Annotated in this window: 31 protein-coding genes; 7 read left to right on the top strand and 24 right to left on the bottom strand. The window is 69.0% G+C overall.

The genetic code is table 11. The features are described from left to right. Positions 1 to 24 precede the first annotated feature (24 nt). The 7 genes from recJ to NDI79_RS17680 form a co-directional block, all read right to left on the bottom strand. On the bottom strand, positions 25 to 1,461 hold the full coding sequence (gene recJ / locus NDI79_RS17710) for a RecJ family nuclease (RefSeq protein ID WP_310929982.1): 1,437 nt from the start codon (positions 1,459 to 1,461) through the stop codon (positions 25 to 27). A 43-nt stretch (positions 1,462 to 1,504) separates the two neighbouring features. Beyond that, a complete protein-coding gene (locus NDI79_RS17705; protein ID WP_310929981.1) occupies positions 1,505 to 1,726 on the bottom strand; it encodes a hypothetical protein in 222 nt (73 codons plus the stop codon). Between the two features lie 46 nt (positions 1,727 to 1,772). Beyond that, positions 1,773 to 2,957 (bottom strand): MFS transporter, encoded by a 1,185-nt coding sequence (locus NDI79_RS17700; protein ID WP_310929980.1) that lies wholly within the window; start codon positions 2,955 to 2,957, stop codon positions 1,773 to 1,775. Positions 2,958 to 2,994: 37 nt separating this feature from the next. Next, positions 2,995 to 3,744 (bottom strand): uroporphyrinogen-III synthase, encoded by a 750-nt coding sequence (locus NDI79_RS17695; RefSeq protein ID WP_310929979.1) that lies wholly within the window; start codon positions 3,742 to 3,744, stop codon positions 2,995 to 2,997. Further along, a complete protein-coding gene (gene cobA / locus NDI79_RS17690) occupies positions 3,741 to 4,565 on the bottom strand; it encodes a uroporphyrinogen-III C-methyltransferase (protein ID WP_310929978.1) in 825 nt (274 codons plus the stop codon). Before cobA ends, NDI79_RS17695 begins: the two co-directional genes overlap by 4 nt. A 1-nt stretch (position 4,566) precedes the next feature. After that, entirely contained in the window at positions 4,567 to 5,763 is a 1,197-nt protein-coding gene (gene hemC, locus NDI79_RS17685) for a hydroxymethylbilane synthase (protein ID WP_310929977.1), read from the bottom strand. A 118-nt stretch (positions 5,764 to 5,881) separates the two neighbouring features. After that, on the bottom strand, positions 5,882 to 6,370 hold the full coding sequence (locus tag NDI79_RS17680; protein WP_310929976.1) for a hypothetical protein: 489 nt from the start codon (positions 6,368 to 6,370) through the stop codon (positions 5,882 to 5,884). A gap of 145 nt (positions 6,371 to 6,515) precedes the next feature. On the opposite strand from NDI79_RS17680, the gene NDI79_RS17675 reads away from it, so the two are divergent. Further along, complete coding sequence (locus NDI79_RS17675; protein ID WP_310929974.1) at positions 6,516 to 7,286, top strand: YhjD/YihY/BrkB family envelope integrity protein; 771 nt, start codon at positions 6,516 to 6,518, stop codon at positions 7,284 to 7,286. Positions 7,287 to 7,305: 19 nt separating this feature from the next. On the opposite strand, the gene hemL is transcribed toward NDI79_RS17675, so the two are convergent. The 7 genes from hemL to hemB all read right to left on the bottom strand — a co-directional run bounded on the left by hemL (position 7,306) and on the right by hemB (position 14,616). Further along, complete coding sequence (hemL, locus tag NDI79_RS17670) at positions 7,306 to 8,643, bottom strand: glutamate-1-semialdehyde 2,1-aminomutase (protein WP_310929973.1); 1,338 nt, start codon at positions 8,641 to 8,643, stop codon at positions 7,306 to 7,308. An 82-nt stretch (positions 8,644 to 8,725) separates the two neighbouring features. After that, positions 8,726 to 9,430, bottom strand: a complete 705-nt coding sequence (locus NDI79_RS17665) for a CPBP family glutamic-type intramembrane protease (protein ID WP_310929972.1) — start codon at positions 9,428 to 9,430, stop codon at positions 8,726 to 8,728. Positions 9,431 to 9,523: 93 nt separating this feature from the next. After that, positions 9,524 to 9,892 carry a nitrogen regulatory protein GlnK1 gene (glnK1, locus tag NDI79_RS17660; protein WP_310929971.1) on the bottom strand — a complete coding sequence of 123 codons (369 nt, stop codon included), beginning with the start codon at positions 9,890 to 9,892 and terminating at the stop codon, positions 9,524 to 9,526. A 3-nt stretch (positions 9,893 to 9,895) separates the two neighbouring features. Then, complete coding sequence (locus tag NDI79_RS17655) at positions 9,896 to 11,227, bottom strand: ammonium transporter (protein ID WP_310930216.1); 1,332 nt, start codon at positions 11,225 to 11,227, stop codon at positions 9,896 to 9,898. Between the two features lie 374 nt (positions 11,228 to 11,601). Continuing rightward, positions 11,602 to 11,961, bottom strand: a complete 360-nt coding sequence (glnK1, locus tag NDI79_RS17650; RefSeq protein ID WP_310929970.1) for a nitrogen regulatory protein GlnK1 — start codon at positions 11,959 to 11,961, stop codon at positions 11,602 to 11,604. Then, on the bottom strand, positions 11,958 to 13,325 hold the full coding sequence (locus NDI79_RS17645; RefSeq protein WP_310929969.1) for an ammonium transporter: 1,368 nt from the start codon (positions 13,323 to 13,325) through the stop codon (positions 11,958 to 11,960). The genes glnK1 (NDI79_RS17650) and NDI79_RS17645 overlap by 4 nt, the downstream gene beginning before the upstream one ends. A gap of 310 nt (positions 13,326 to 13,635) precedes the next feature. After that, positions 13,636 to 14,616, bottom strand: coding sequence for a porphobilinogen synthase (gene hemB, locus NDI79_RS17640; protein ID WP_310929968.1), 981 nt, complete (start codon positions 14,614 to 14,616; stop codon positions 13,636 to 13,638). Between the two features lie 161 nt (positions 14,617 to 14,777). Between hemB and NDI79_RS17635 the strand changes: the two genes are divergently transcribed. Then, positions 14,778 to 15,290 (top strand): DedA family protein, encoded by a 513-nt coding sequence (locus NDI79_RS17635; RefSeq protein ID WP_310929967.1) that lies wholly within the window; start codon positions 14,778 to 14,780, stop codon positions 15,288 to 15,290. Between the two features lie 164 nt (positions 15,291 to 15,454). Here the strand turns inward: NDI79_RS17635 and NDI79_RS17630 are convergent, their stop codons facing one another. Further along, positions 15,455 to 15,619 (bottom strand): DUF6757 family protein, encoded by a 165-nt coding sequence (locus NDI79_RS17630; RefSeq protein ID WP_008386554.1) that lies wholly within the window; start codon positions 15,617 to 15,619, stop codon positions 15,455 to 15,457. Positions 15,620 to 15,684: 65 nt separating this feature from the next. After that, positions 15,685 to 16,524: a PHP domain-containing protein gene (locus NDI79_RS17625; RefSeq protein ID WP_310929965.1), complete on the bottom strand. Its 840-nt coding sequence runs from the start codon at positions 16,522 to 16,524 to the stop codon at positions 15,685 to 15,687. Between the two features lie 140 nt (positions 16,525 to 16,664). Between NDI79_RS17625 and NDI79_RS17620 the strand changes: the two genes are divergently transcribed. Further along, complete coding sequence (locus NDI79_RS17620) at positions 16,665 to 16,949, top strand: DUF5789 family protein (protein WP_310922114.1); 285 nt, start codon at positions 16,665 to 16,667, stop codon at positions 16,947 to 16,949. 16 nt (positions 16,950 to 16,965) lie between these two features. Here NDI79_RS17620 and NDI79_RS17615 read toward each other — a convergent pair whose 3' ends face one another. Further along, the gene (locus NDI79_RS17615; protein ID WP_310929964.1) at positions 16,966 to 17,955 is read right to left on the bottom strand and encodes a DUF5784 family protein; all 990 of its coding nucleotides are present in this window, start codon (positions 17,953 to 17,955) and stop codon (positions 16,966 to 16,968) included. A gap of 98 nt (positions 17,956 to 18,053) precedes the next feature. Between NDI79_RS17615 and NDI79_RS17610 the strand changes: the two genes are divergently transcribed. Then, complete coding sequence (locus NDI79_RS17610) at positions 18,054 to 18,233, top strand: DUF5786 family protein (protein WP_425499627.1); 180 nt, start codon at positions 18,054 to 18,056, stop codon at positions 18,231 to 18,233. Between the two features lie 10 nt (positions 18,234 to 18,243). Here the strand turns inward: NDI79_RS17610 and NDI79_RS17605 are convergent, their stop codons facing one another. From NDI79_RS17605 to NDI79_RS17595, 3 genes are all read right to left on the bottom strand, one after another. Beyond that, complete coding sequence (locus NDI79_RS17605) at positions 18,244 to 18,975, bottom strand: DUF7530 family protein (protein WP_310929962.1); 732 nt, start codon at positions 18,973 to 18,975, stop codon at positions 18,244 to 18,246. Next, positions 18,976 to 20,079 carry an NAD(P)H-binding protein gene (locus NDI79_RS17600; RefSeq protein WP_310929961.1) on the bottom strand — a complete coding sequence of 368 codons (1,104 nt, stop codon included), beginning with the start codon at positions 20,077 to 20,079 and terminating at the stop codon, positions 18,976 to 18,978. A 93-nt stretch (positions 20,080 to 20,172) separates the two neighbouring features. After that, complete coding sequence (locus NDI79_RS17595; protein ID WP_310929960.1) at positions 20,173 to 21,090, bottom strand: YkgJ family cysteine cluster protein; 918 nt, start codon at positions 21,088 to 21,090, stop codon at positions 20,173 to 20,175. A gap of 164 nt (positions 21,091 to 21,254) precedes the next feature. Between NDI79_RS17595 and NDI79_RS17590 the strand changes: the two genes are divergently transcribed. Together NDI79_RS17590 and NDI79_RS17585 are read left to right on the top strand one after the other, a co-directional pair. Beyond that, positions 21,255 to 21,458: a DUF7561 family protein gene (locus NDI79_RS17590; RefSeq protein WP_310929959.1), complete on the top strand. Its 204-nt coding sequence runs from the start codon at positions 21,255 to 21,257 to the stop codon at positions 21,456 to 21,458. 76 nt (positions 21,459 to 21,534) lie between these two features. Next, a complete protein-coding gene (locus tag NDI79_RS17585) occupies positions 21,535 to 23,409 on the top strand; it encodes a helicase C-terminal domain-containing protein (RefSeq protein ID WP_310929958.1) in 1,875 nt (624 codons plus the stop codon). A gap of 66 nt (positions 23,410 to 23,475) precedes the next feature. Here the strand turns inward: NDI79_RS17585 and NDI79_RS17580 are convergent, their stop codons facing one another. Further along, complete coding sequence (locus NDI79_RS17580; protein WP_310929957.1) at positions 23,476 to 23,613, bottom strand: hypothetical protein; 138 nt, start codon at positions 23,611 to 23,613, stop codon at positions 23,476 to 23,478. A gap of 196 nt (positions 23,614 to 23,809) precedes the next feature. On the opposite strand from NDI79_RS17580, the gene NDI79_RS17575 reads away from it, so the two are divergent. Then, positions 23,810 to 24,001, top strand: a complete 192-nt coding sequence (locus tag NDI79_RS17575) for a DUF7317 family protein (RefSeq protein ID WP_310929956.1) — start codon at positions 23,810 to 23,812, stop codon at positions 23,999 to 24,001. Here NDI79_RS17575 and NDI79_RS17570 read toward each other — a convergent pair whose 3' ends face one another. From NDI79_RS17570 to NDI79_RS17560, 3 genes are read right to left on the bottom strand one after another with little or no spacing between them, the layout of a single operon-like run. Next, complete coding sequence (locus tag NDI79_RS17570; protein WP_310929955.1) at positions 24,002 to 25,135, bottom strand: 60S ribosomal export protein NMD3; 1,134 nt, start codon at positions 25,133 to 25,135, stop codon at positions 24,002 to 24,004. It abuts the gene before it with no gap. Between the two features lie 41 nt (positions 25,136 to 25,176). Further along, complete coding sequence (locus NDI79_RS17565; RefSeq protein ID WP_310929954.1) at positions 25,177 to 25,806, bottom strand: phosphoribosyltransferase; 630 nt, start codon at positions 25,804 to 25,806, stop codon at positions 25,177 to 25,179. Positions 25,807 to 25,861: 55 nt separating this feature from the next. After that, a complete protein-coding gene (locus NDI79_RS17560; protein ID WP_310929952.1) occupies positions 25,862 to 26,755 on the bottom strand; it encodes an NAD-dependent epimerase/dehydratase family protein in 894 nt (297 codons plus the stop codon). Between the last annotated feature and the right edge of the window lie 15 nt (positions 26,756 to 26,770).

Here is a 26,770-nt window from a genome sequence, read left to right as displayed (position 1 = left end):
GCGTGCTTAGGCGGTTCGGCCGCCTCATTCCAACTGCTCGCCGACGATGCGGTCCGCCTCCCGGAGGAACGCCTCGCGGGTCCCCGCGGGGATGGTCGCGCCGGCGGCCACGTCGTGTCCGCCGCCGTCGCCGCCGACGGCGCGCGACGCCTCCCGCATCACCGCCGAGAGGTCGAGTCCCTCCCGGACGAGAGCGTGCGTCCCCCGCGCGGACACCTTCACCTCGTCGGCCGACTTCTCCGCGAACGCGAGGATGGGGACGTCGCCGCGGATGCCCGCCGCGCCGACGGCCATCCCGGCGACGATGCCGACGATGGTCTCGCGGATTCGCGTCCCGGCGTCGAACCACTGGACGTTCTCCTCGACGGTGACGCCCTCGTTTTTCACCCACTGGAGCCCCTCCGAGAGGTTCCGCCGGTGGTTCCTGAGCAGTTTCCGCGCCCGGTCGAGCGCCTCGCCCCTGTCGCCGAGACAGACCGCCAGTCCCACGTCCGCGCGTTCGTACCGCGCGGTGGCGTTGAGAAGGGTGGAGAACTCGCTCACGTCGCGGAGTTCGGTGCCCTCCTCTTCGTCCAACAGCGAGTAGGTCGTCCCGACGAGTTCCTCGATGCGCTTCGCGGGCACGCCCGAGGCGATGGCGCGGCGCATCAGCGCGCTCACCACCGTCTTGCGCTCGGCCATCGAGAGGTCGACCCACCGGCGCCACTCGCCGTCCGATTTGAGGTCCAAATCGAGGTCCGAGAGGAACTGAATCGCCCCGTTCTGGTCGTTCGAGACGCCGGGGATGCGCACGTCGCTCGCGTACTCCAGGAACTTCGGGAGCGGGCGCGTCTGTCGGCCGTAGATGGCGAGGTCGGTCGCCTCTTCGAGGACGCCGGCTTCGACGCCGTCGGCGACGATTCCGGCGTTCGCGCCGTGCAACCCCCCCTGCGAGTTCTGCATGTCCCCGACGGCGCCGACGACGGCTAACGCCGCTAAGTCGCGGTTCGTCCCCGGTTCGGATTCGAGCGCCCGCGCGAGGACGTAACTCGCGCCCGCGCCGGACAGTTCGGAGGCGCCGTCGACGCCGAATCTGAGCGGATTGAGGTGGAACTCGGTGTCCGCGTCCGCGGGTTGGTGGTGGTCGGCGATGACGGGTTCGAAGTCGCCCGCAGCCTCGTGTTCCGCGATGATGTCCAACTGGCCGCTGCCGAAGTCGGTGAAGAGGACGATGTCGTAGTCGGTGGCGGCGATTCGCGCTACTTCCTTCTCGTCCAACTGCTTCGAGAAGACGGTCTCGAACGGGATTCCGGCGCGTTCGAAGGCGGAGGCGGCGACGGCGGCGCTGGTCAGGCCGTCGGCGTCGATGTGGGAGGCGAGGAGCACCTCGTCGGCCGCGCGCAACCGCGCCGCGCAGTCGGCGGCGTGGTCTTCCATCTCCGGTACCGGTGCCTCCGACTCCGCGACGCCGTCCGCGCTCATACCCTCGGCTTGCGCGCTCTCGGGTTTAAACCTGCGTCTCGGGCTATCCGGTCGCGTTCTGCCGGTTCGGTTCCGCGTAGTAGGTGACGAACGCGCCGACGACCCACATCCATCCGGCTACGACCGGATCGACGCCGCCGAAAAACGAGGAGACAACGACGTAGGCGACCGCTCCAGCCAGACCCATCGCCGCCGCGTACCTCGCGCGCGAGAACCCTCGAACCAGCGCGTCGAGGCGTCGGTATCGGTCGCGGAGGGAGGGCATCGCTCGGTCGTAGTCGACGGCGGAAGACAAAACTCCGCTCGAAGCCTCACACCCGCCGCCTGACGACGAACAGGAGGGCGGCGCCCGTGACGGCCAGTGCGGTGACGAACGCCCACGCGGCGTCGTACCCCCACGCCGACTCGACGATGAGGCCGAAGGCGGGCGGCGCGAGCAGTCCGCCGGTGTTCAGCCCCGTCTGCCCGCCCGCCGTCGCCGCGCCGATGTCGTCGGCGTCGACGACGTCGCTCAGACAGGAGTAGAACACGCCCGTCGACCCGTGGATGGTGACGCCGAGGCCGACGAACACCGCCGCGGTGACGAGGAGTGAGTCGCCGCCGTTCACGAGGACGGCGAACAGCGCCGCCCCGCCGACGAGTTGCGCGAGGGCGACGGTGGCGGCGCCGCGCGCGCCGCCGAGTCGGTCCGCGAGCGTCCCCGCGCCGATGCGGCCGACGCTGCCCGTCACCTGCGTCGCCGCGAGCACCGCGCCCGCGACGGCGGCGCCGGTGCCCACCACGTCCTGCACGTAGAGGACGGTGTAGCCGAGCATCGAGAAGATGGACGCCCCGAGGAAGAACCCCGCGGCGACCAGCGCCACGTACGCCCGATTCGATGCGAGTCCGCCCATCTCGGGCCACGTCACCTCGCCCGTCCCCGCCTTCCCCCGGTAGACGACGCCGAAGCCGACGGCGTAGACGCCCGCGAGGACGGCGACGGCCCAGAATCCCACCTGCCACGCCGCTATCGCCGCGATACCGGTGATGAGAAGCGAGGAGACGCCGCTCCCGGCGGTGACGCCGACCTGTTTCAGTCCCATGGCGAGGTTCGCTCGCCCCCGCGGTGCGCCGGCGACGATGCCGCGGTTCGTCCCCGGCATCGCCGTCGAGTACGCGGCGCCCAACAGCGCGCCCGCGAGGAGCAACAGCGCGTACGTCGGCGCCAGCGTCACGCCGACGGAGGCGACGCCCAGTGCGAGCAGACCGGCCGTCATCACGCGCTTCTCGCCGTAGCCGTCGACGGCGGCGCCGCTGGGAAACAGCGACACCGTGTAGCCGAGGAGCGCGGCGGTGAGAAACAGCCCCACCCGCGACTCCGAGACGCCGAACGTCTCCCGGACGAACCCCGTCGCGGCGAAGATGCTGTAGTAACAGAGGCTGGCGGCCGTCTGCCACCCGGCGACGACGGCGACGCTCCGCCACGTCCCGCCCTCGCTCCCCGTCGACTCGCTCACCGATATCCGCTCCGGGTCGTCGCGGCGGCCGTCGGGGTCACTCGCGGTACGTCGGCGCCGCCGCTTCCACCACGGCGCACGCCAGTTCCTCGAAGTCCGCGTTCTCGGGCACCACGTCGACCTCGATACCGTACGACTCGGCCGTCTCGCGCGTTGGCGGGCCGATGACACCCACGACGGCGTCGTTCAGACCCTCGATGGCTTCCTCGCGCACGCCCCGCGCTTCGGCCGCGGCGAGGAAGTTCTCCACGGTCAGCGAAGAACTGAAGCAAACCCCTTCTAGTTCGCCGCCGGCGGCCATCACCGTCGACTGCCCGGCACCCTCCGGCGCGCTGAGTCGATACAGCACCGTCTCGTGTACCTCGGCGCCGGCCTCGCGCAGACCGTCGAGGAGCACGCTGCTGCCGTGGTCGCTCCGTGCGACTTCCACCCTCGCGCCCGCCACCTCGTCCCGAAGGCGTTCGACCAGTCCCGCGGAGGTGTACTCCTCGGGGACGATATCGACGGTCCAGCCCGCCTCGCGGGCGCTCCCGGCCGTCGACGGGCCGATACAGACAAGCGTCGCGTCGCCGGGCGACCATCCCGCCTCCGCGAGCAGTTCCACGCCCGTCTTGCTCGTCAGGACGACGTACTCCGCCTCCTCGGGCGTCGCGCCCGTCGGTTCGACGGCGAGCATCGGGTCCGGCACCGGCGTCGCGCCGAGGGAGTCGAGCAGTTCCACGGCGTCGCGCATCCGGTCGTCGTCCGGGCGGAAGACGGCCACGCGGACCTGTCGGCTCCGGCTCACTCGTCCTCCTCCGGTTCGGCGCCCTCGTCGCCGTCAGCGAGGGTGTCGTTCCCGTCTGCGTCAGAGTCGCCCGTTCGGTTCCCCAGGAACTCGACCACTCTCTCGCGCGTCCCGGCCACGTCGCCGATGACCGTGATGGCGGGGGGTTCTATCTCCGACTCGTCGCGCACCGAGACGATGTTCCCCAACGTGCCGGTCGCGACCCGCATCTCGGGTCGCGTCGCGCGTTCGACGAGGGCGACGGGCGTCTCGGGGCTCATCCCGGCGTCGAGGAGGGCCTCCGTGTAGTCGGGCAGGCCGCCGACGCCCATCAGGACGACGATGGTCCCCCCGGTGGCGGCGAGGGCGTTCCAGTCTATCGCGGACTCCTCTTTCGTCGGGTCCTCGTGACCCGTGACGAACGAGACGGAGGAGGCGTGCTCGCGGTGGGTGACCGGGATGCCCGCGGTTCCGGGGCCGGCGATGGCCGAGGTGATGCCGGGCACCACCTCGAAGGGGATTTCCTCCGACGCTAAGTGCTCCATCTCCTCGCCGCCGCGGCCGAACACGAACGGGTCGCCGCCCTTCAGGCGCACGACGGTCTTCCCCTCGCGGGCGAGTTCGACCATCCGGCGGTTCGTGTACTCCTGCGGCGTCCACTCCCCGCCCGCGCGCTTGCCGACGTCCTCGCGCTTCCCCTCGGGAATCGCGCCGAGAATCTCCGGGCCGGGAAGCTTGTCGTGCAGCACCACGTCTGCGGTTTCGAGCAGTCGCTTCGCCTTCACCGTCAGGAGGTCCGGGTCGCCCGGACCGCTGCCGACGAGGTACACCTTCCCGACCATCTCAGGCCTCGTCGTGCTCGGGTTCGACGTCGTCGAGTTCGCTGCGGTCGTCGTCCGTCTCCTCGCGCGCGCCGCCGCCCACTTCGTCGGCGTCGGCCTCCTCGCGCGCCGCGGCGATGAGGTCGTCCGCCCCGCGGTCGGCGAGGTCGGCGGCGAACTCCGCGGCCGCGTTCGCGTGGTCCCGCACCGGCAGGTCCCGGTTCGCTTTCACCTCCTCCTCGCCGTCCTCCGAGAGGACGCGCGCGGTGACGTGGACGTACTCCCCTTGGAGTTTCGCGTGGACGCCGATGGGCGCGATGCATCCGCCGCCGAGTTCCGCGAGCACCGTTCGCTCTACGGTGGTCGTCACGCGCGTCCGCGGGTCGTCGAGGGCGTCGCGCATCCGGTCGAGGCTCTCGTGGTCGCGGCGGGCGGTGACGGCGATGGCGCCCTGTCCGGGCGAGGGGACGAACTCGCTCGGCGGGAGGCGCTGGTAGTCGACGCGGTGGAGCAGCCCCGACCGCTGGAGGCCGGCCTCCGCGAGGACGATTGCGTCGTACTCCGTCTCCACGTCGCGTTCCAGCGCCCGGCGCTCTATCTCGTCTAAGCCGTTGAACCACTCGTCGATGGAGCGGTCGAACTCCGTCTCGTACTCCTCGCCCGACGCCTTCGCCTCGGCGGCGTTGCCCTTCTTCTCCCTGTCGTCGTCGACGCGGGCCTCGTGTTCCCGTTGGAGCGTCGGCGCGAGCAGTTTCTCGACGCGGGTGTCGACGTTGCCGCGCAGGGGTTCGACCTCCAGATCGGGCCGCGCGGCGAGAATCTGCGCCTTCCGCCGGAGCGAAGAGGTGCCGACGACCGATTCCGGAGGGAGGTCCTCCAATTCCGTCCCGTCGGTCGTGAGGAGCAGGTCGCCCGCCGCGGCGCGTTCGGGGACGCCGGCGACGACGAGGTCCGAGGGCTGTTCGGTCGGCATGTCCTTCATCGAGTGGACGGCGGCGTCCAACTCCCCGTCGAGCACCTCCTCGTCGAGGGCGCGGACGAACGCGCCGGTCTTGCCGAGTCGGTGGATGAGTTCGTCGCGTATCCGGTCGCCGCGCGTGTCCACCTCCACGAGTTCAACGTCGAACCGGCGGTCGGCGAGGGCGTCGCGCACACTCGCCGCCTGCCGGAGCGCGAGGTCTGACCCTCGCGTCGCCAGTCGGAGCGTCCCGCGTTTCATAGTTACTCGGACGTGGACGCTGACGAGTGAAAAGCCCACCAGTTCGCGCTCGCGGGCGCGAGACACCCTCGTCCCCGAGAAGCCGTCACCGGACCGGCCGAACGGGACGACTCCCCGCTCAGGGCGTGCCGACGGCCTCGTGCCGCCGGTAGAGGTAGTAGATGCCGAACGGGACGCTCACGGTGAACGCCGTCACGACGACGCCCGCGAGAGCGACCAACCCGTACAGCACGGGGTCGGGCGACCACGTCGACTCCGGCGCGTCCGAGAGCGCCCGCGCGTCCACGTAGACGGCGACGGGGAACATCACCGAGAGGACGAGGCCGACGAGGGCGACGAGACCGGCGAAGGGGACCATCAGACTGATCGCCAGCAGACCGCCCGTGAGAAAGATATCGAGCAGGAAGCCGACGAACAACAGCGCGCCGCCCCCGAGCGAGAGGACGAACAGGAGGACGGGCGCGGCGATCCAGTACCACCAGTTCGAGTCGACCGACGCGTACGGCAGCAGGTCGCCTATCGGGTCGTCGTAGTCGCGGCTCCCGGCGGCGCCCGCGCCGGCGTTCCGGTTTCGATTTCGGTTCCGCGCGGAGGGGGGGCCGTCCATACCGGAACGAGGCGCCCGCGACACAAAAACGCTCCCGGGTGCGGCGCGGAACGGACCGTTCGACGGCCGAGGCGGCGGGAAACCTTCGACGCGCTGACGAGACGATGCGAACAGACATTTCTACGCTCGCTCCGTAGCCGTCTGTATGTCGCGCCTCGCCGAGGCGTTTCGCGTCGTGCTCGCCGTCGCCAGAGGCGTCCGCGAACACGAGGTCGAGTACCCGGCGGCGTCGCTGGCGTACTACGGGTTCATCTCGCTGTTCCCCCTCCTCGTGTTGGTGCTGGCGGTGCTGAGCCAACCGGCCGCCGAGGCGATTCGGACGGCGACCCCGTCGTATCTCACCCCGAGCACGCGGCAGTTGGTGTACGAGGCGACGGCCGACCAGACCGGGCGGACCGGGGCCATCGTGCTGTCCGGCGTCGTCCTCCTGTGGAGCGGAACGCACCTCACGCTCGGCTTCCGTTCGGTCGTCGAGCGCGCGGAGGGGACCGACGGCGGGTCGTTCTTGGCCCTCCTCCGCGACGCCGTCTGCATCGTCGGGTCGCTGGGGCTGGCGGTGGTGTCCATCGTCTTCGCCAGCGCCTTCTTCTCGACGTTTCTGCCGCCGTCGGCCGTCGTGGGCGTCGGTCTGTTCACCGTCCTGACCGTCGTGTTCCTTCCCCTCTACTACGTGCCCTCCCGACTCGTCACCTCGCTCCGCGCGGCGCTTCCGGGGGCGGTTCTCGCCGCCGCGGGGTGGGCGGCGCTGCTCGGCGTCGTGCATCTCTACTCGGTCAACGCCGACCAGTACGCCGTCTTCGGCGCCATCAGCGGCATCATCATCGTCCTCACGAGCGTCTACTCCGGGGCGATGCTCCTCTTCGTCGGCGTCGTTCTCAACGCGACGCTCGCCTCGCGGCGCCGGAGCGCCGCCTGACCGCTCGGCGGGTCCCTCTCTAGAGCGCCTCCTTGTACGCCTCCAACGTCTCCTCGATATCCTCGTCGGTGTGCGCGTAGGAGACGAACTGCGACTCGAACTGGTTCGCGGTGAGGAAGATGCCCCGGTCTTTCATCTCCTGCCAGAAGATGCGCTCCCAGCGCTCCGTCTCGGCGCTTTGAATGTCCGAGGCGTCCTTCGGGCAGTGGTCGTAGCGCGGGCAGTCGGGACGCTGTTCGCACCCGGCCTCGCAGGCGTCGGAGAGGTCCGACGGCGCCTCGCGCGTGAACACCGTCTTGAACATCGAATCCGTCCCGACGACGGTGTACGCGGGCGCTTGGTCCTCGACGATGTCCGTGATTCCCCGTCGAAGCTTCTCTCCGAGGCGGTTCACGTGCTCGTACACGTCGTTCTCGGCGGCGAACTTCAGGTACTCGTAGCCCGCGGCCATCGTCACCGGGTGGCCCGAGAACGTCCCCGACTGGAAGACGGGGCCGGCGGGCGAGAACTGCTCGAGTATCTCCGATTTTCCGCCGATGGCGCCGACGGGGAACCCGCCGCCGATTATCTTCCCGAACGTGGTCACGTCGGGCGTGACGCCGTACTTCCCCTGCGCGCACTGGAGGCCGCCGACGCGGAACCCGGTGATGACCTCGTCGAATATCAGGAGCGAGTCGTGCTCTTCGGTCACGTCCCGCAGGTGTTCGAGGTAGCCGTCGACGGGCAGGACGATGCCGTTGTTGCCGAGGATGGGTTCGGTGAGGACGGCGGCGATGTCCTCGCCGTGTTCTTCGAACACCCGGTTCATCGTCTCGAAGTCGTTGAACGGCACCGGAATCGTGTGCTCGGCGAACGCCTCGGGGATGCCGCTGGTGCTCGGGTGGACGTCGCCCGGTTCGCCCTCGACGAGCGTCGACTCCTGCGCGCCGTGGTAGCCGCCCTGCATGACGACTATCTTGTCGCGGCCGGTGTAACCGCGGGCGAGGCGGACGGCCGAGACGGTGGCCTCGGTGCCCGAGTTGACGAAGCGTATCATCTCGACGGAGGGGACGTGTCGCGCGACGAACTCGGCGTGTTCGACCTCTATCTCGGTCGGTGCGCCGTACATTGGCCCCTCCGAGGCGTGCGACTGGACGGCTGAACGAACTGGCTCCGGCATGTCGTGGCCGTACAGCAGGGGGCCGTAGCCCATCGCGTAGTCGAGATAGCGGTTGCCGTCGGCGTCGACGACGTGCGCGCCGTCGCCGCGTTCGACGAAGAAGGGGTAGGGTCGCGTCGCCCGCACCGAGGAGTTCACGCCACCCGGCATGACCGACAGCGCCCGGTCGTACAGCGAACGGGACTCGTCGTGGTTCATGGGCGAGCGTTCGGACGGTACTGAAAAAGAAGTACTGGGTTCGGGAGTCGACCGCGGGGGCGCGACGTCGGTTCTCGACCCGTCACTCCAACCATCGAACGACCGCCGGCGTCTCCTCGTCCTCTTCGTCGGGGTCGGGCGCGTAGCGGTCCGCGACGAGCAGTCCGATGGCGTCGTTCAGCGCGTGGACGGCGATGAGAACCGGCAGCGACCGGAACCAGAGGTAGAGGAGCGTCGTCACCAGCGCCGGTTGGGCGATGCGGAGGACGGCCTGCCGGTCCCACGTGTCGCCGAGGTGTCCGAGGGTGAAGGCGACGAAGGCGACGACGCCCGCGAACGGGACGCTCCCGGTCAGGGCGGCGAGTCGCTCGACGGCGTAGCCGTGGTACGGAATCTCCTCCGTGACGCCCGCCGTCGCCGCGACGAACAGGCGCTCGGGCACCGACAGCGCCGCGAACGAACCGATTCCCTCCGCGAGGCTCTCGCCGCCGTCGCCGACGCGGGCCCAGAGGGGCGCGAGGAGGAGGTTCGTCCCGAGCATCGCCGCGAGGCCGACGCCGACCTGCCAGACGAGGACGGGCACCGACTCGACGTGCCACCCGATGGAGGCCGGCGTCTTCCCCTCGGCGGCGACGACGAGGAGGATAATCGCGGGCACGACCCACTTCCAGACGTGGTCCGAGAGCGTGCCGCCGGTCCACCCGAACCGCTCGCGCAGTCGGTGTAGCGACTCGAAGCCGACGAGTGCGACGACGAGTCCGACCGCGGTGACCGGCGTGAGGTCCACGTTCTCCGTCGGGCCGTTGGACCGCTTGGCTCTTTTCGTCTCCGGTCCGACGCGCGAGCGCGAAGCCCTCGAGAGAAAAGCGGGTCGCCGCCGCTACACCGCGTCGCGGCCGGTCTTTCCGGTCCGAATCTGCACGGCGCTGTCGACGGGGGTGACGAACACCTTCCCGTCGCCGGGTTCGCCCGTGTGCGCCCCGTCCGCGATGGCCTCGACGACGTCGTCGGCCGGGATGTCGGCGACGACGCACTCTATCTTGACTTTCTGGTGAAGGTCGACCGTGTACTCCTCGCCGCGCCACTGCCCCTTCTTCGCGGGCTGAGAGCCGCGGCCGGAGACGTTCGTCACCGTCAGCGACGGCGCGCCGGCCTCCGCCAGCGAGCGTTTCACGTCCGAGAGCTTGTCCGGTCGGACGATAGCGGTCACCATCTTGATCTCTCCGTCGTTCGGCAGTTCTTCGCTCATGGGTCAGCTGTCTCCGTCATCCGTGGTAGTATTTTCCACACCGTAACTTCCTCCGTCCATCCGGACGCCGCCGTCCACGCGGACGGCCTCGTCGGGGCCGCCGAACTCGGGGTAGGTGTCGACGCCGTGTTCCGAGGAGTCGAGCCCTTCGAGTTCGTGCTCGCGGCTGACGCGCGTCTCGCCCGCGGCGCGGAACGCGCCGAAGACGGCGGCGGTGGCCGCGAACGTCCACGCCGCGATGACGGCGACGCCGACCACCTGCGGGACGAGCAGTTCGACGAAGCCGGCGTTCCCGGCCCAGAGGTCGGTGGCGAAGACGGGGTACAACAGCGCCCCGAGGACGCCCGCGGAGCCGTGCACCGGGAAGACGGCGCAGACGTCGTCTATCTTCAGCCGCTTCTCGATGAACTCGAAGACGATGGGCAGTTGCGCGCCGCCGACGAGGCCGACGGCGATGGCGCCCGGCCAGACGATGGCGTCCGCGATGGACGTGATGGCGACGAGGCCGGCGAGGACGCCGTTGGCGACGTACAGCGTGTCGACCTTCCCGGTCTTGATCATCGAGAGGCCGCCCGCGCCGATGGCGCCCGCGGCCATGCCGAGGGTGGTGACGAGGGCGACGCGGCCGACGATGGCGAACGACCCCAGCGTGACGCCGTCGGCCTCGGAGTACGCCAGCGGCGAGGCGGCGGTGCCGACGTTGAAGCCGTACCAGCCGAACGCGAGGATGAGCGTTCCGAGGACGGCGAACGTCATCGAGTGGCCGGGGATGACGTTCACGGAGCCGTCGTCGTTGTAGCGGTCCATCCGCGGGCCGATAATCCACGCGGCCGTGAGACCGGCGATACCGCCCATCGCGTGGACGATGACGCCGCCGGCGAAGTCGTGGAAGCCGAGGTTCGCGAGGAAGCCGCCGGCCCAGGTGAAGCCGACGACGACGGGGTAGATGACCCCGGCGAGCAGAATCGTGTAGGTGATGTACGCGCGGAGTTTCGCGCGGCCGGCGACGGCGCCGGAGACGATGGTCGCGGCGGTCATGGCGAACACGGCCCCGAAGAGCCAGTTCACCCACGCCCCCGCCGCGCCCTCCGCGGGCATGTAGAGGTCGGTGAACGCGCCGAGGACGTCGGCGCCGCCGCCCCCGGTAACGCCCCCGACGATGGTGGAGAGGGCGGCCCCGAGGAGGAAGTAGACCGTCACCCCGACGGACCACGTCAGGAGGTTCTTCGTCAACTGGTTGGCCACGTTCTTCGAGCGGACCTGCCCCGCCTCCAGCATGGCGAAGCCGGCGTGCATGAAGAAGATGAGGAAGGTGACGGTGAGGACCCACACCATGTTCACCCCCTCGACGACTGTCGCGAGGTCGGACTGCAGTGGTGTCACGTGACGATACCTCCGCTCGGTGGTGCTCCGGGTAAGCTTGGACGTTCGTTCATCGGTAGTCTGATTCGCGTTAGTTCGTGACGCGAAGCGTGGGAGATGCTATCCGGTTGCGCAGGTATAAGGGTAATCGTTGACAAACGTCTATTTTGGGGTACAATTCTCGACGTTCGTCCGCTCTCCAATCGGATAATAGCTGTATAAGGTCGTATGCTACGCGCATTTTCGGCAACTGTTGCCAGATTATCGAACGAACGTTTTGTAAGAAAATCTACGAGAATCGGTCGGTCGGCCGGACGGCGCCGCGGCGCACGCGGCGCGCGCCTCCGTCACACCGCGTCCAGTCCGTCCTTGCCGGTCCGGACCTGGACGGCGCTGTCGACGGGCATGACGAACACCTTCCCGTCGCCGGGTTCGCCCGTGTGGGCGGCGTCCCGGATGGCCTCGACGACGTCGTCGGCCGGGATGTCGGCGACGACGCACTCCACTTTCACCTTCTGGTGGAGGTCGACCGTGTACTCCTCGCCGCGCCACTGACCCTTCTTCGCGGGCTGAGAGCCGCGACCGGAGACGTTCGTCACCGTCAGCGACGGCGCACCGACCTCCGCCAGCCCGCGCTTGACGTCCGCGAGTTTGTCGGGTCGGATGACCGCCACCACCATCTTGATCTCTCCGTCGTTCGCGCTCATCGCTCCTCACCGCCCGAGACGCTCTCGCCGCCGTCGGTCCGCGCGGAGGAGCCCCCGTCGGCCATCGGGCTCTCGCCCTCCGCGACGAACTCGGGGTACACCGAGACGCCGTGTTCGCCGAGGTCCAGCCCCTCGGCCTCCTCGCCCTCCGTGACGCGCAGTCCGACGGTCAGTTTGATGGCGTAGAGAACGGCGCCCGAGGCGAGCGCGGTCCACGCCGCGATGACGACGACGCCGAGCACCTGCAGGACGAGTTGATTCACCGCGAAGCCGCCGACGGCGAAGACGGGGATGAGCGCCGTGCCCACCGCGCCGGCGACGCCGTGCACCGCGAAGACGCCGCAGACGTCGTCGACTTTCAGCGTGTCGACGGTGTAGCGGAACGCGGGCAGGACGAGGAAGCCGCCGAGGCCGCCGAGGATGGCGCCGCCCCACCACGTGACGTGGGGGACCGCACCGGTAACGGCCACGAGCCCCGCCAGCAGCCCGTTCGCGGTCCAGAGCGGGTCGGGCTTACCCTGGTAGTACGAGGACATCACCATCGCCGTGGCGCCGCCGGCGCTCATGCCGAGGGTGGTGACGAGGGCGACGCGGCCGAGCGCCTCGCCCATGAACGTCAGGCTCCCGTCGTCGCCGACGGCGAGGATGGTCGCCTGCGTGCCGACGTTGAAGCCGTACCAGCCGAACGCGAGGATGAACGTCCCGAGAACGGCGAGCAGCATCGAGTGGCCCGGGATGGGCTGGCTCTCGCCGTTACTGTCGTAGCGACCCTTCCGCGCCCCCACCATCTTCGCCGCGACGAGACCCGCCACCCCACCGCACATGTGGACGACCGTCGCGCCCGCGAAGTCGAGGTAGCCGGCGCCCAGCGCGCTTCCGAGGAACCCGCCGGACGAGAGGAGCCCGCCGCTCCACGTGAAGCCGACGACGACGGGGTAGATTATCGCCGTCATCACGATGGTGAACAGCACGTACGCGCGGAACTCCATGCGCTCCGCCACGGCGCCGGAGACGATGGTCGCGGCGGTCATGGCGAAGACGGCTCCGAACAGCCAGCCGACCCAGTCGCCGGGGCTGTTGATGTACGCGAACGCGCTCGCGACGTCGAACGTTCCCGACGAGGTGAGCCCGCCGATTATCGTCGCCACGGCCGCACCGACGACGAAGTACGTCAGCGTGCCGAGTATCCAGTCGTTCATGTTCTTCATCAGAACGTTCCCCACGTTCTTCGCGCGGACCTGCCCCGCCTCAAGGAGGGCGAAGCCCGGTTGCATGAAGAAGATGAGGAACGTCACGACCAGCACCCAGACGGTGTTGACGCCGGAGGCGATCGCCGTGGCGTCGGCCTGTAAGGGGAAACTCATACGTCCGCCCCCGACGATGGACAATCGTCAACGATTCCGCGGTAAATCACTCCGTTCGTGTTCGAGTTCACGCGAGAACGTCAGGACAATGTAGTACATAAGTGTATGCGTCCTATGTGTCCATTTACCGGGTTCCTTATTCGACGGATGACGAGTTTACCGTACAATCTAATGCATATAAGGACGTTTAGCGTCCGATTCGACGGCAATTATGGGAAACTACCTGGACGAACGTTCACGCAATAACTGCCGGAGCGCGGGGTTCCGTTCGCGCGCGCTCGGCTCATAGCTCTTGCGGGCGGCGCCCGGTTCAGAGCGAGGCCGCCACGTCCTCGGCGAAGTAGGTGAGAATCAGGTCGGCGCCGGCGCGCTTCATCGCCAGGAGCGACTCGGCGGCCGACTCTTCGAGGTCCAACCAGCCCTTGTCCGCGGCGGCGTGGAGCATCGCGTATTCCCCGGAGACGTTGTAGGCGGCGACGGGGTGGTCGAACTCCTCGCGCACCGCGCGCACGATGTCGAGGTAGGCGAGGGCGGGTTTCACCATCAGCACGTCCGCTCCCTGTTCGACGTCGGCGGCCACCTCGCGCATCGCCTCGCGGGCGTTCGCGGGGTCCATCTGGTAGTGTCGCCGGTCGCCGAACGCCGGGGCGCCGTCGGCGGCGTCGCGGAACGGCCCGTAGAAGGCGCTCTCGTACTTCGCCGCGTAGGACATGATGGGCACGCCGTCGTACCCGGCGCCGTCGAGTCCCTCGCGGATGGCGCCGACCATCCCGTCGGTCATCGAACTCGGCGCGACCATGTCGGCGCCCGCCTCGGCGTGCGAGACGGCCGTCTTCGAGAGCAGGTCCAGCGTCTCGTCGTTCTTCACCGTCAGCGTCGGGTCCGTCTCGGCGTTCTCCTCTAAGACCCCACAGTGCCCGTGACTCGTGTACTCGCAGAGGCAGACGTCGGTGACGACGTAGGCGTCCGTCGCCTCCGTCACCCGACGCGTCGCCTCCTGGACGACCCCGTCCTCGGCCCACGCCCGCGTCCCGCGTTCGTCCTTCGATTCGGGGATGCCGAACAGCATCACCGCCTCGACGCCGGTTTCGAGCACCTCCTCGACGCGTTCGACGGCCTCGGAGACGGGGACGCGTTCGTGCCCCGGCATCGTCTCGATGGGCACTCGCTCCTCGGTCGTCGCGTCGACGAAGACGGGGGCGATGAGGTCGGAGGCCGAGAGGTCCGTCTCGCTGACGAGCGACCGGATGCCGTCGGCCCGGAGACGTCGCGGCCGGTCGGTGAGGTTCATACTCGGCCTTCGAACCGCGGCGGAAAAACCGCATCGCTCCCGGCGACGGGGACGCCCCGCGGCGGTCGCCGCGTCCCGCCGGTCAGACCTGTGACGGGTCAACGAGGCTACTTTCGGACGGAACGAAACTGGTATCAATCGCTCGGGGGTAGACCCTCCCAATGCAGGCCCTCCAAGTGGCGCAGATGCCCGCGGAACTGAAGGCGCTGTTGAACTCCGAGTGGGCCTACGTCGTCCTCTTCGGCGTGTTCGTGCTGGAGGGGGCGATGCTGATGTACTTCATGCCGAGCGAACTCGTCGTCCCGGCGGCCCTCGTCCTCCTCGGCACCGACGCCGCCGTCCCGGTCATCGGCGTGGCCGTCCTCGGGGCGACCATCGGCCAGTACGCGTTGTTCAAAGTCGCCCAACGCGGCGGGCGCGAGTACCTCCTCCAGAAGCGCTGGTTCAAGATCAGCGAGTCGAAACTCGACCGCTTCGACGGCTGGTTCGACCGCTGGGGTCCGGTCGTCGTCCCCGTGAGCAACTCGCTGCTGTTCACGCGCGGGATGCTCACCGTCCCCGCCGGGTTCGCCGAGATGGACGACCGGAAGTTCGTCGCCCTCTCGGCGGTCGGAACGCTGTCGTTCGAGGTCATCCTCGCTAGTCTCTACCTGTACTTCGATACGCTGCTGTAAGCGGGCGACCCCGCCGCCGCGCTCCTCGTCCGAGAGTCGGCCGTCGAGACTCACTCCGTTCGGCGGTGTCGCTTCCGGCGACGCCGGCCGAGAGTGGCCCGGATTCGTTCACTTCGCTCGGTCGATGTCTCCCCGATATCGACAGAAAACAGTTCGCCCGAGGCTCACTCCGTTCGATCGATATCGATCTGCTCCCGCAGGGCGGCGAGTTCGTCGGAGTCGGCGAGTTCCTCGACGCGCTCTCGGAAGTGCCGTTCGCAGAGGCCCACCTTGATCCCGTCTTTCTCGGCGGCGTACGCGGCTTTTCGGTCGCAGTAGTGGCACTTCATACTTCCCCTTCGTTCCTCACCCGATTTAACTCTACGCTCCCGGTTATCGAGGACGAGAGCCTGCGTCAGACGCTGGGAACGCGCGCGGCGAACGCCTCGAAGGCGTCCCGCGGCGGGCCGGCGACCCCGAGAGTCTCGTCGTGCGCGTCGCTCCCGCCCGTGAGGAGCAAGTCGTGCTCGGCGGCGAGGCGTTCGACGAGGCCCGCGTCCTCCCGGTCGGCGGCCGCGCCGCCGTAGGGATAGAACCGCTCGACGGCGTCCAGTTCGGCGGCGCGTTCGAGCGCCGACTCGGGGTCCGGATAGCGGAACGGGTGGGCGAGTCCGACCACCGCGCAGGCGTCCCGGAGGGCCCCCACCCCCGCCTCGAACGTCGGGACGTATCGCTCGACGTAGCAGGGGCCGTCGTTTCCGATGAGATGTTCGAAGGCGCCCGCGTAGTCGTACGGCGCGTCGCTCTCCTCGACTGCGCGCGCGATGTTCGGGCGCCCGACGCCCTCGCGGAGTTCGACGTCGAGGCTCACGCCGAGGCGCGACTCGACGCGTTCGACTATCTTCCGTCCGCGTTCCTTCCGGTCGCGCTGGATTCGCTCCGTCATCTCGCGGATGCCGGGCGTGTCGCGGACGCCGTACCCGAGGAGGTCCACCCGCTGGTCGGACGCCTCGACGCGGAGTTCGACGCCGCGTATCAGCGTCACCCCGTCGCGTTCGGTGACGGGCGCATCGAGGTCCGGGTGAATCCGGTCGTGGTCCGTCACCGCGACGACGTCGACGCCCCCCGCGGCCGCGGCCGCCGGCACCTCCGGGACCGTCAGCACCCCGTCGGACGCCGTCGTGTGGAGGTGGAGGTCCGCCGCGGGCGTCTCGCCGTCGCCCTCGCCGCCGTCGCCGTTCCGCGCTCGAATCACGGCCGTGGGTCGGCGGCGACCTCCGAAAACGCTTCCGACCGTTTCCTAATATGTGGTACAATGCCCATAATACAGATTAATGTGTACAATCACGATAATGGAAAACCATTATAGACGGTGCTCGATTACGACTGGGTGTAATGCGCCTGAACCGCACCGGCGACCTGATCGACGCCCACGAGTACCCCGCGACCACCGAAGAACTCATCGAGGCCTACGGCGACCAGACCATCGACCACCCCAACGGCAGCGAACAGGTCGGAGACGTGTTCGCTCGCGCCGGGTCCGAGACGTACACCTGCCCGGACGACGCCCGCCACGCCCTCCTCTCCGCCCTCGGACACGAGGCCGTCGGTCGCCGCTACTACAGCGACCGCGACGTTTCCACGTTCGGCGAGGACGGTCCCGAACAGGTCTCCTTCTAAAATCAGAACAGCGACCTCAGAACGGCACGTCGAGGGGAACGCGTCCCTTGGTGTAGCCGTCGAATCTACCGTCGGGCCGAACCCGGAACACCACCGCCGGTCGGTGGTGGACCTCCGGTTTCTCGTCGCGCACCGCGCGCCACTCGTCGTCCGGGAACGACGAGCAGTCGACGAACAGGACGACGCCGCCGCCGTGCTCCTGCAACTGCCCGCCGGACTTCGTCTCGGCGGTGTCGCGGACGGCGGCCACCGGCGTTCCCGCGCTTCGCTTGCTCGTCGGGAGCGGTCGCGTCACCTCGACGAGCGTTCCCTCGCCGCCCTTCGTCGCGCGGTAGTCGATGGCGTGACCCGTGGTGACGTCTATCTCCGGGACGATGTCGTACCCCATGTCGACGAGGAACTTCCCGGCGTTGAACTCGCCCATGGAGGCGGTCATCCGCGTCAGGTCGAGGTACTCGGAGGTGCCGAGTTTCCCCGCCATCACCTCGCGGTAGTCGTCGAGGACGCCCGTCGCGAGGAACTCCTCGTAGAATCCGAGCGCTTCGTCGCGGGTGGCGTCGGGGAACCCGGCGGCGTGGTCGTCGAAGAACGACCGGGTCGTCTCCCGGCCGTCCTTCGAGAGGAAGACCGGGAGGAAGAACCACGAGAGGTGCGGGTACGGTTTCAGCCACGGCGACTCCTCGTGCAGTTGCGCGGTCAGTTCGCGCGTCACCCATCGCTTCACCTCGTGCGGAACCTCCTCGAAGCCCTTCTTGTCCGTCCGCCAGAGGGCCTCGGGCGTCTCCGTGTTGCCCATCCAGTAGGCGTCTTCGCCGTCCCAGCAGAACAGGGCGACGTCGCCGTTGTCCATCTCGAACCGCACGGCTTCGAAACCGTTCGGCGGTTTGAACCACGGCGACTTCATCGCCGCTCCGAGGTTCGAATCGAGGTCGTCGTATAACTGTCGCCGGACGCGGGCCTCGTCCCACCGTCCCGGCGCGTAGCGAAATCGCAGGGGACGTGCCACGTACGTGGCTTCTTGGGGCACCCGTATAGCCGTTCCGCGTCGGTCGTGTCGTTCCCCGTTAGTTATATGTGGCACTGACTCACACGTTACACTGTATCATGTCGATGGGTGCCTACGACGACGACGAGCACGAGCGCCGAGAGCGGAAGAACGGGTCGGTCGACGCCGACTTCGACGACGACCGGCGGGTGTACCGCGGGGAGATGACCTACGACGCGGGCGACTCCGCGGAGGACCTCCTCGACCAGTTCCGCGAGATGCAGGAGCGGTCGACGTAGGCGTCCGGAACTAGGAGTTCTCGTCCACGTCGAGGGTCACCGCCGCCACCGTCGAGACGACGGTGACCGCGACGACGTGACCGCCGACGGCCAGGAGCATCACCGGTTGGTCGAGGATGAACGGCACCAGCGCCACCTGCGCGACGCCGAACACGACGTTCCACCCGTCCGCGATGCGGAGCGTCCGCGCCGTCGCGGGGTCGACGGTGTAGCGCCACGACCCCCACACCGAGACGATGGCCGCCCACCACGAGGTGCCGATTCGGTAGCAGAGGTCCCAGAGAACCAGCAGCGTGAGGTAGACGACGACGACGGGCGGTTGGCGCCCGAACACCGACTCCAAAAGCGTCGTCTGTCCCTGCAACGGGTCGTAGACGAACAGGTGCGTGACGAGGGCGACGAACGCGAGGACGCCGAGGACGACTTCGATGCTCGACCCGAACAGCAGGCGCGTGTACGCGTCGGGGAGGTTCGTCTCCCGCGTCGTCCGGCCCATCCGGAGCATCACGACGCTGCCGACGGCGGCGACGCCGACGGCGATGGTCCCCGGTACGACGGCCTGCCAGAGGTCGTACGCCCACGCGAAGAAGACGACGAACACCTCGAACAGTCCCAGTTGGAGGGCGATGGCCTCCCCGTCGGTCAGGTCGATACCGGGGAGGGCGCCGACGATGCTCTCGTACACCCACGTCTCCCCGAACTGCGTCCGCGACACCCGCACGTCGCGCGGTGCGCGCGACATTCAGCGGTCCGTCGGGTTCGCGCTCGATTCGAGGTCGGTCCCCCCCGCCGCGTCCGCCCTCGGTCCGTCGCCGGCGTCGGTGCCCTCGTCCGTCTCGCCGCCGGCGCCGTTCCCGTCGTCCTCCGCCGGGACCGTCCGCTCGCTCACCGACCCCTCCGCCTCGCCGAGGGCGCGTTCGACGGCCTCGTCGAACGGCGTCAGCGACACCTCGACGTACTCCTTGATGCTGTCGTCGCGGACGACGACGGGGTTCTTCAGCCCGTCTATCAGCGGTCTGGCCACGGAGGGCGGCACGTCGGTGACGAAGCCGACCCAGTACGAGGAGAGTCGCGGCGTCAGCACCGGCACGGAGAACAGTTTCGTCCGCCGGCCGAGGTGGCCGCCGACGCGCCTCAGCACCTCGCCGTAGGTCAGCACGTCGGGGCCGCCGATTTCGAACGTTCGGCCGGCCGTCGCCGGCGCGTCGAGGACGCCGACGAGGTACGCCACCACGTCGTCGACGCAGATGGGCTGACACTCCGTGTCGACCCACCGCGGCGTCACCATCACCGGCAGGCGACCCGCGAGTTGCCGTATCACCTCGAAACTCGCGCTGCCGTCGCCGATGACGATGGCCGCCCGCAGCGTCGTCAGGTCGAAGTCGCCCTGCCCGAGGATGAGTTCGACCTCCCGGCGCGACTTCAGGTGCGGCGACAGGCGGTCTTGGTCCTCGCCGAGGCCGCCGAGGTAGACGACGCGTCCGACCCCCGCCTTCGACGCCGCCCGCTCGAAGTTCCGCGCGGCCCGCCGGTCCCGTTCCTCGAAGTCCTCGCCGGACTGCATCGAGTGGACGAGGTAGTAGGCGGCCTCGATGTCCAGCGCCGAGAGCACGTCCGCGAGCGTCCGGTTGCCCGGTTCCTCTTCCGACTCGCCGTCCGACTCGCCTTCGACGACGCGGTAGCTCCGCGGTTCGAGCAGGTCCCCCTCGACGACGCCGACGCCCTCGGGCAGGTCGCTCGACTCGGCGTCGCGGACGAGGACGGACACGTCGTGGCCGGCCTCCCGGAGCACGGGGACGAGACGACTGCCGACGAACCCGGTCGCGCCGGTCACGAGAACTCGCATGGAGCTTCGAAGGGACGCGACCCTGTTAACGGTTCGTCCCGCGCGGCCGGTCTCCGACCCCGCCGGGACCGCCGGCCGTCGCTTCGACCCGCGTCACTCGACGGCGTCCCATCCCGGCGTCTCCGGGGCGCCGCGGGCGACTTCGACCGCCTCGCCGCTCGGCGCGTCGTCGGCGTCCTCGCTGACCGACCCGGCGCGTTCGGCCCACTCCTCGGCCGCGCGGCCGACCCACGAGTCCGCGTCGAGCACCGCCTCGCGGGCGTCCGCGGCGCGCGCCTCGTCCACCTCGACGAACCCCGGCCGCGACCCGACCGCGGCGCCGACGAACGACGCGCGGTCCTCGTCGGTCAGTTCGCCCGCCCGCATCCGCTCGACGACGCCGTCGAGGCGTCCGGGGTCGGGGTGGGCGAACACCTTCGACCCGACGGCCTGCGGACCGAGGAGGAGGCCGCTCACGTCCGGCGCCTCGCGGTCCAGCAGTCTGTCGTCGCCGAAGTTCTCTTCGACCCGTTCGCACTCCGTCTGTTTTCCGAGCGCGAGGTTGTGGCCGGGGTACTCGCGGCACTCGTCGGGGTACAGGTCGCCGCCGTGGATGCGACACTGCAGCGTCTCGGGGTCCAGGAAGGCGCAGGCGTCCAGCCACGTCCGGTCGACGCCGAACGGCGAGACGGGCTTCGGCGACTTCCGGAGGCCGACGAAGAACGCCGGCCGGTCCCCGATGGCGGCCACCCTGACGCCGTCTATCTCGACGCCGGGGTCGGACTCGCCTTCGGCGCTCCCGCTCTCGTCCTCGTCGCTCTCCCCCTCGCCCGCGATCCACATCCGCGGGACCAGCGCGTCCCCGAACCTGCCGCGGACGAACGCGGCCACCTCGTCGCGCGTGAGGGGGACGAGGTTGTACACGTCGTCGAGCGGTCGCCGCGGGCCGCGACGCTCGTGGTCGGAGGGCTTCGACGAGACGGGGCGCCAGTCCACGCAGCACCCGGCGCAGCCCTCGCAGTTCACTTTCATGGGGACCGATTGTCGGCGGCCGGCCAAGAAAGTCGGCGTGGACGGGAACGACTGTCCGGCGCGCGCGAGTGACGTGTCGGTCGACCGGACGGAGTGCAACGGGGGCGTCGTCGCCCCGTCCCGACGACCGAGCGCTCTTACCCGTCGACGCCCTTCCTCGACCCGTGACGAAAGAACCGTGCGACGGCTGCGGTCAGCCCGTTCGCATCGGCGGCGGCATCGGCGACTTCTGGTCGTTTTCGACCGAGTCGACGCAGGGCATCACGCTCGAACTCGAAGACGGCGGCGAGTTCTTCCTCTGTTACGACTGCATCGACCGCCTGCCGGAAGACCGCGCGGCGACGACCGAGGACGTCCGGGCGCTGTGAGCGGCGTTCGGGGTCGTCGACCGACTCGGACCGCCGGGAGCGATGCTTTTACTCCCGACGGCGGCGACGAGGGGACGTGGACCCCGACCGAATCCTCCCGTCGTTCCCGGCGCCGAGTTACCGCGGCGCGCAGGAACGGGCCCTCCGCGACGTGCGCGACGCCTTCGCCGCCGGCAACGACGTGGTGCTCGTCCGCGCGCCGACGGGAAGCGGCAAGTCGCTCCTCGCGCGCGCCATCGCGGGGGCCGCCCGGACGACCGAGGAGGCGAAACCCGCGAAGGCGACCGACGCCTACTACACGACGCCGCAGGTGTCGCAACTGGACGACGTCGCCGAGGACGAACTCTTAGACGACCTGAGCGTCATCCGCGGGAAGTCCAACTACACCTGCATCCTCAACGGCGAGACGGACACGCCCGTCGACCGGGCGCCGTGCGCCAGACAGAAGGGGTTCGACTGCACCGTCCGCCACCGCTGTCCGTACTTCTCGGACCGCGCCATCGCCTCCAACCGCCAAATCGCGGCGATGACGCTCGCGTACTTCATGCAGACCGCCGGCTCCGACGTGTTCCGGCAGCGAGACGTCGTAGTAATCGACGAGGCGCACGGCCTCGCGGAGTGGGCGGAGATGTACGCGACCATCGACCTGAACCCCCGCACGGTCCCCGTCTGGGACGACGTGGGGGTTCCGGACGTGACCGCCGCGGACGACCCCCTCGAACGGACGGTGCGGTTCGCGGAGGCCCTCGTACAGGTGTGTTCGGACGCCAAGGACGAACTCCTGAGGAGGTCCGAACTCACGCCGGAGGAGGCCGCGCGCCGCGACCGGTTGCAGGAACTCATCTCCGAGTTGAAGTGGTTCGTCCAGGACTACCGCGACCCGGAGAGTCCGACGACGTGGGTGGTCGACCAGTTCGGCGGCGAGGGCGAACCCCTCACCGTGAAACCGCTGGACCCCGCGCGCTACCTGAAGCACACCGTCTGGGACCGCGGGAACAGACACGCCCTGCTGTCGGCGACCATCCTGAACAAGGAGGCGTTCTGCCGGAGCGTCGGTCTCGACCCCTCGAACGTCGCCCTCGTCGACGTCGAGCACACCTTCCCCGTCGAGAACCGGCCGCTGTACGACGTGACGCAGGGGAAGATGACGTACGAGCACCGCGACGAGACCCTGCCGAAGATAGCGCGACTGCTCGTCCGACTGATGGCGAAACACCCCGACGAGAAGGGCCTCGTCCACTGTCACTCCTACGCCATCCAATCGGAGCTTCGAAAACGGCTCGCGCAGTTGGGCCTCGGCAACCGCGTCCGCGGCCACGACAGGGAGAACCGCGACGCGGAGTTGGAGACGTGGAAGGCCTCCACGGGGGCGGACGTGTTCCTCTCGGTGAAGATGGAGGAGGCGCTCGATTTGAACGGCGACCTGTGTCGCTGGCAGGTCGTCTGCAAGGCGCCGTACCTCAACACGAACGACTCGCGCGTCGCCCACCGCCTCGACGAGGGGCAGTGGGCGTGGTACCGCCGCGCGGCGCTCCGGACGGTGATTCAGGCCTGCGGGCGCGTCGTCCGCGCGCCCGACGACTACGGCGCGACGTACCTCGCTGACTCCTCGCTGCTCCAACTGTTCGACCGGACGCGCTCGGAGATGCCCGCGTGGTTCGCCGAACAGGTCGACCGGATGTCGACGCCCGACCTGCCCGAGTTCGACCAGGAGGCCGCCGGCGGGCGCGGACGCGGCGGGTCCGGCGGGGTGTCGCGGGCGGGGTCGACGTCGAGCGCTCGGCGCTCCCGTTCCTCGTCGCGGTCCGACTCCGGGTCCGGCGGGGCGACCGGGTCGGGCGGCGGCGCCCGGACGAACCCGTCCGACGGTGGGGAGGGCGGGAACGCAGGCAACGACGGCGACGACTCCCGGTCGAACCATCCGCTGTCGGACGTCTGGGGCGATAGCTGACCGGACGCGTGTCCTTCCCCCCGTGCGAGTCGTACGAGTTCCCCCGGGCTGGCGACTGAGAGTCCGCTACAGCAGGAGACTGGCTCCGTACGCGAACGTCGACCCGCACATCAGGACGACGAGTATCAGCGCGAGTATCTGTTGTCGGTCCATGCTCCTTCTGACGGGGCGGAGGATTTCAATCTTACTGCCTGACTGGTCCATCTGGAAGCATTTACACCGAACGCGCCGCGACGGCTGACATCTACTTAATGATTGTTAATACATTAGCCATCTGTCCCGAAGTTCGAACGGATAGGTTCAGAATAACGCATTAATATCTGCGTAACCCTTCTGTCTGTCACGCTCTCTCACGAAATAGTTAACACCCTTGGGTTAGTTGGTGATGATGTATCCGGCCATGCACACACACGCGCTGACGACGGCGATGACGCTGTATCAAAGCGGAACGCTGACGCTCTCACAGGCCGCGACCCGCGCGGGTCGCTCGGAGGCGGAGCTAATGGCCGCCCTCCACCAGCACGGTATCGAACTGCACGACGAGGCGGACGTGACCGCCGCGACGGCGGACGCGCCCGTCCGAGCGGACTGATTACTCCTCGGTTTCGTCGTCCGACTCGACGGCCTCGGTCGGGAGAATGTGGAGTCCCGCGCGACTCTTGAGCACGGGGACCGACTCCGCGTCGCTGTCGAAGTACGACGGCCGCGCGATGGTCTTCGACTCGTACGTCTCGGGGTCGAGCACCTGTACCGCGTTGTCGTCCTCGACGGTGACGACGGTCGTCTCCACGGCGTCTTCGACGGTTCCCAGTCGACGCGCCTCGGGCGTCTCGCCCTCCTCGAAGCGCGCCTCGTAGTCCTCGCCGCTGTCGAGGCGGACGCCCTTCAGGTTCCCGCGGACGCTCCGCACGAGGACGGGGCCCTCCTCGTCGTCGGTGTCTATCACCTCGCCCGGCGTGAACTTGGGCAGGCGGACGGCGTACGTGACGCGGTACACCTCGTTGCCGTCGCCGTCCTCGGTGACCAGCGTGGGATACTCCTCGAAACTCCCGCCCAGTTCGCGGACGATATGTTTCGCGATGCCGCCGCCCATCTGGTTCGTCGATATCTTGATGTCCGGGCCGTCGCCCGACGGCGTTATCTCCGAGATGAAGGCGTTCCTGTCGCCGGTCTCCTGTCTTTCGGCGATGTAGGACTCCGCTATCTCGACGGCGCGTCGCTCCTCCTCGTCGGTGGGGTCGCGGTCCGTCCCGCGTACCTGGACGATGCTGGCGTAGTAGCCGCCGGCGATGCGACCGCACCGCTTGCAGGTCTGTCTGGAAATCATGACCGGCACCGTCACAGTCTCCTCGACGTGCGTCCCGCGGACGACGCCGGAGAACGTGCAGTGCATCCGGATGTTGTTCTCGTCGACCTGCTCGGGTTCGACCCCCCAGCGGACGTCCTCGGCGCTCAGGTGGACGCCCAGAGCCTCCGAGACTTCCTCGACGGCCACGTCGGTGTAGTCCTGGGCGCCGACGTCCACCCAACGGTTCCCCTTGTGGACCGCACCGCACTGCGAGCAGACGCGAACCTCGATTCGCTCCGGCGCGTCCACGAGGTCGAAATCCTCGAAGTAACACGCGTCGCAGAGCACCGCGTCCTTCTCGCGCGGCATCCCGGGGAGCGGTTCCTCACGCTCCGGCACCGGGTCGCCGCACCGCGGACAGAAGTCGCCTGAACTCATTCGGCCGTTGTAGTGGACGAGCGCGTTTAAGGACGGCGACCTCACTCCGGCGATTCGAGGTAGGTCAGCGCCTCCTCGTCGCTCACCTGCCCGAACGTTCGATAGTGCGCGCCGACGGCTGTGAAGTTCTCGGGCGTCTCGGCGACCACCACCTCGTCCGCCTCCGCTCGAAGGTCCGACAGCGCCGACGCGGGGGCGACGGGGGCGCCGAAGACGACGCGCGAGGCGCCGCCCTCCCGGACCATCCGCAGGCAGGCCATCGCCGTCGCGCCCGTGGCGACGCCGTCGTCGACGACGACGACGCGCTTTCCCTCCACGTCCGGCAGGGGGTCGCCGCCGCGGTAGTCCCGCACCTTCTCGCGCGCCACCTCGGCTTCTCGCTCGCGTTCGGACTCGACGTAGGCGTCGTCGACGCCGAGGCGGTCGACCATCCCGTCGTTCAGCCAGAGGCTCCCGTCGCCCGCGACGGCGCCGATGGCCAACTCGGGGTTGTGCGGCGCGCCGAGTTTCGAGGCCACGACCACGTCCAACGGGGCGCCGAGGGCGTCCGCGACGGCGCGGCCGACTGGGAGGCCGCCGCGCGGAATCGCGAGGACTACGTCGGCCTCGATACCCGCCTCGCGCAGTCGCTCGCCGAGTCGCTCCCCCGCTTCCGTGCGGTCTGTGAACATACTCGTAGAGTAGCCGGGTGGACCGAAAAACGCTTCGCGGCCGCGAGTCGGCGCTCTACGCTTCGTACAGCGACGGTTCCGGAACGCTCTCGCTTTCGGCGTCCCGCCAGGAGTGCTCGGGCGTCCACCCGAGCATCTCCGCGGCTTTCGCCGTCGACAGGGCGGACTCCTCGCCGTCCAGCGAGCAGTCCGCGGGTACCTCCCCGAAACACTCGCGGACGGCCTCGACGGTGGGCCGACCGAGGTAGTTGTCGGCGGCGGCGGCGTGGAACGCCTCGTGACCCGCGAAGTCGGCGTCGACGGCGGCGGCGACGAGTCCGGCGACGTCGCGCACGTCGACGTACGACCACCAGTTGCCCGCGCCGCCGGCGATATCTCCCGAGGCGGCGACGTCCCGGCAGTTGTACTCGCCGGGATACTGAATCCACGACGGTCGAACCGAGGCGACGCGCACGCCGAACCGACGGCTCACCATCTTCGCCACCTCCTCGCCGGCGGCTTTCGAGGCGCCGTAGGGGTCCTCGGGACGGAGTTCGTGCGCCTCGGTGACGGGGAGTTCGTCCGGAACTCCCTGCTCCTCCGCGAAGGCGAACCCGTACGCCGACTCGCTGGAGGCCCAGGCTACTCTCGCGCCCGCGCGGCCCGCGCCGACGAGCGTGTTGTACGTGGCGAGGACGTTCGTCTCGAAGACGCGCCCGCCGGCGTGTCTCGTCGGCGAGGGGAGGTTCGCCCAGTGCACGACGGCGTCGGGGTCCAGGTCCCCGAGCAGGTCCAGCGCCTCCCCCCGGTCGGAGAGGTCGGCGGCCCGGAAGTCGACGTTCTCGCGCGCGTCCACCTCGAACCCCGGATGCGCGAGGTCCACGCAGACTACTTCGTACGTCGCGGCGAGGCGGTCCGCTATCCAGCGACCCGAGCGACCCCCCGCTCCGGTGACGACGACGGTTTCCATACCGCTTCGACGACC

It is taken from the genome of Halogeometricum sp. S3BR5-2, from assembly GCF_031624635.1.
Lineage (GTDB): Archaea > Halobacteriota > Halobacteria > Halobacteriales > Haloferacaceae > Halogeometricum > Halogeometricum luteum.
The sequence above is the reverse complement of the archived record's forward strand: the minus strand, read 5'-3'. Positions and strand labels throughout refer to the sequence as shown.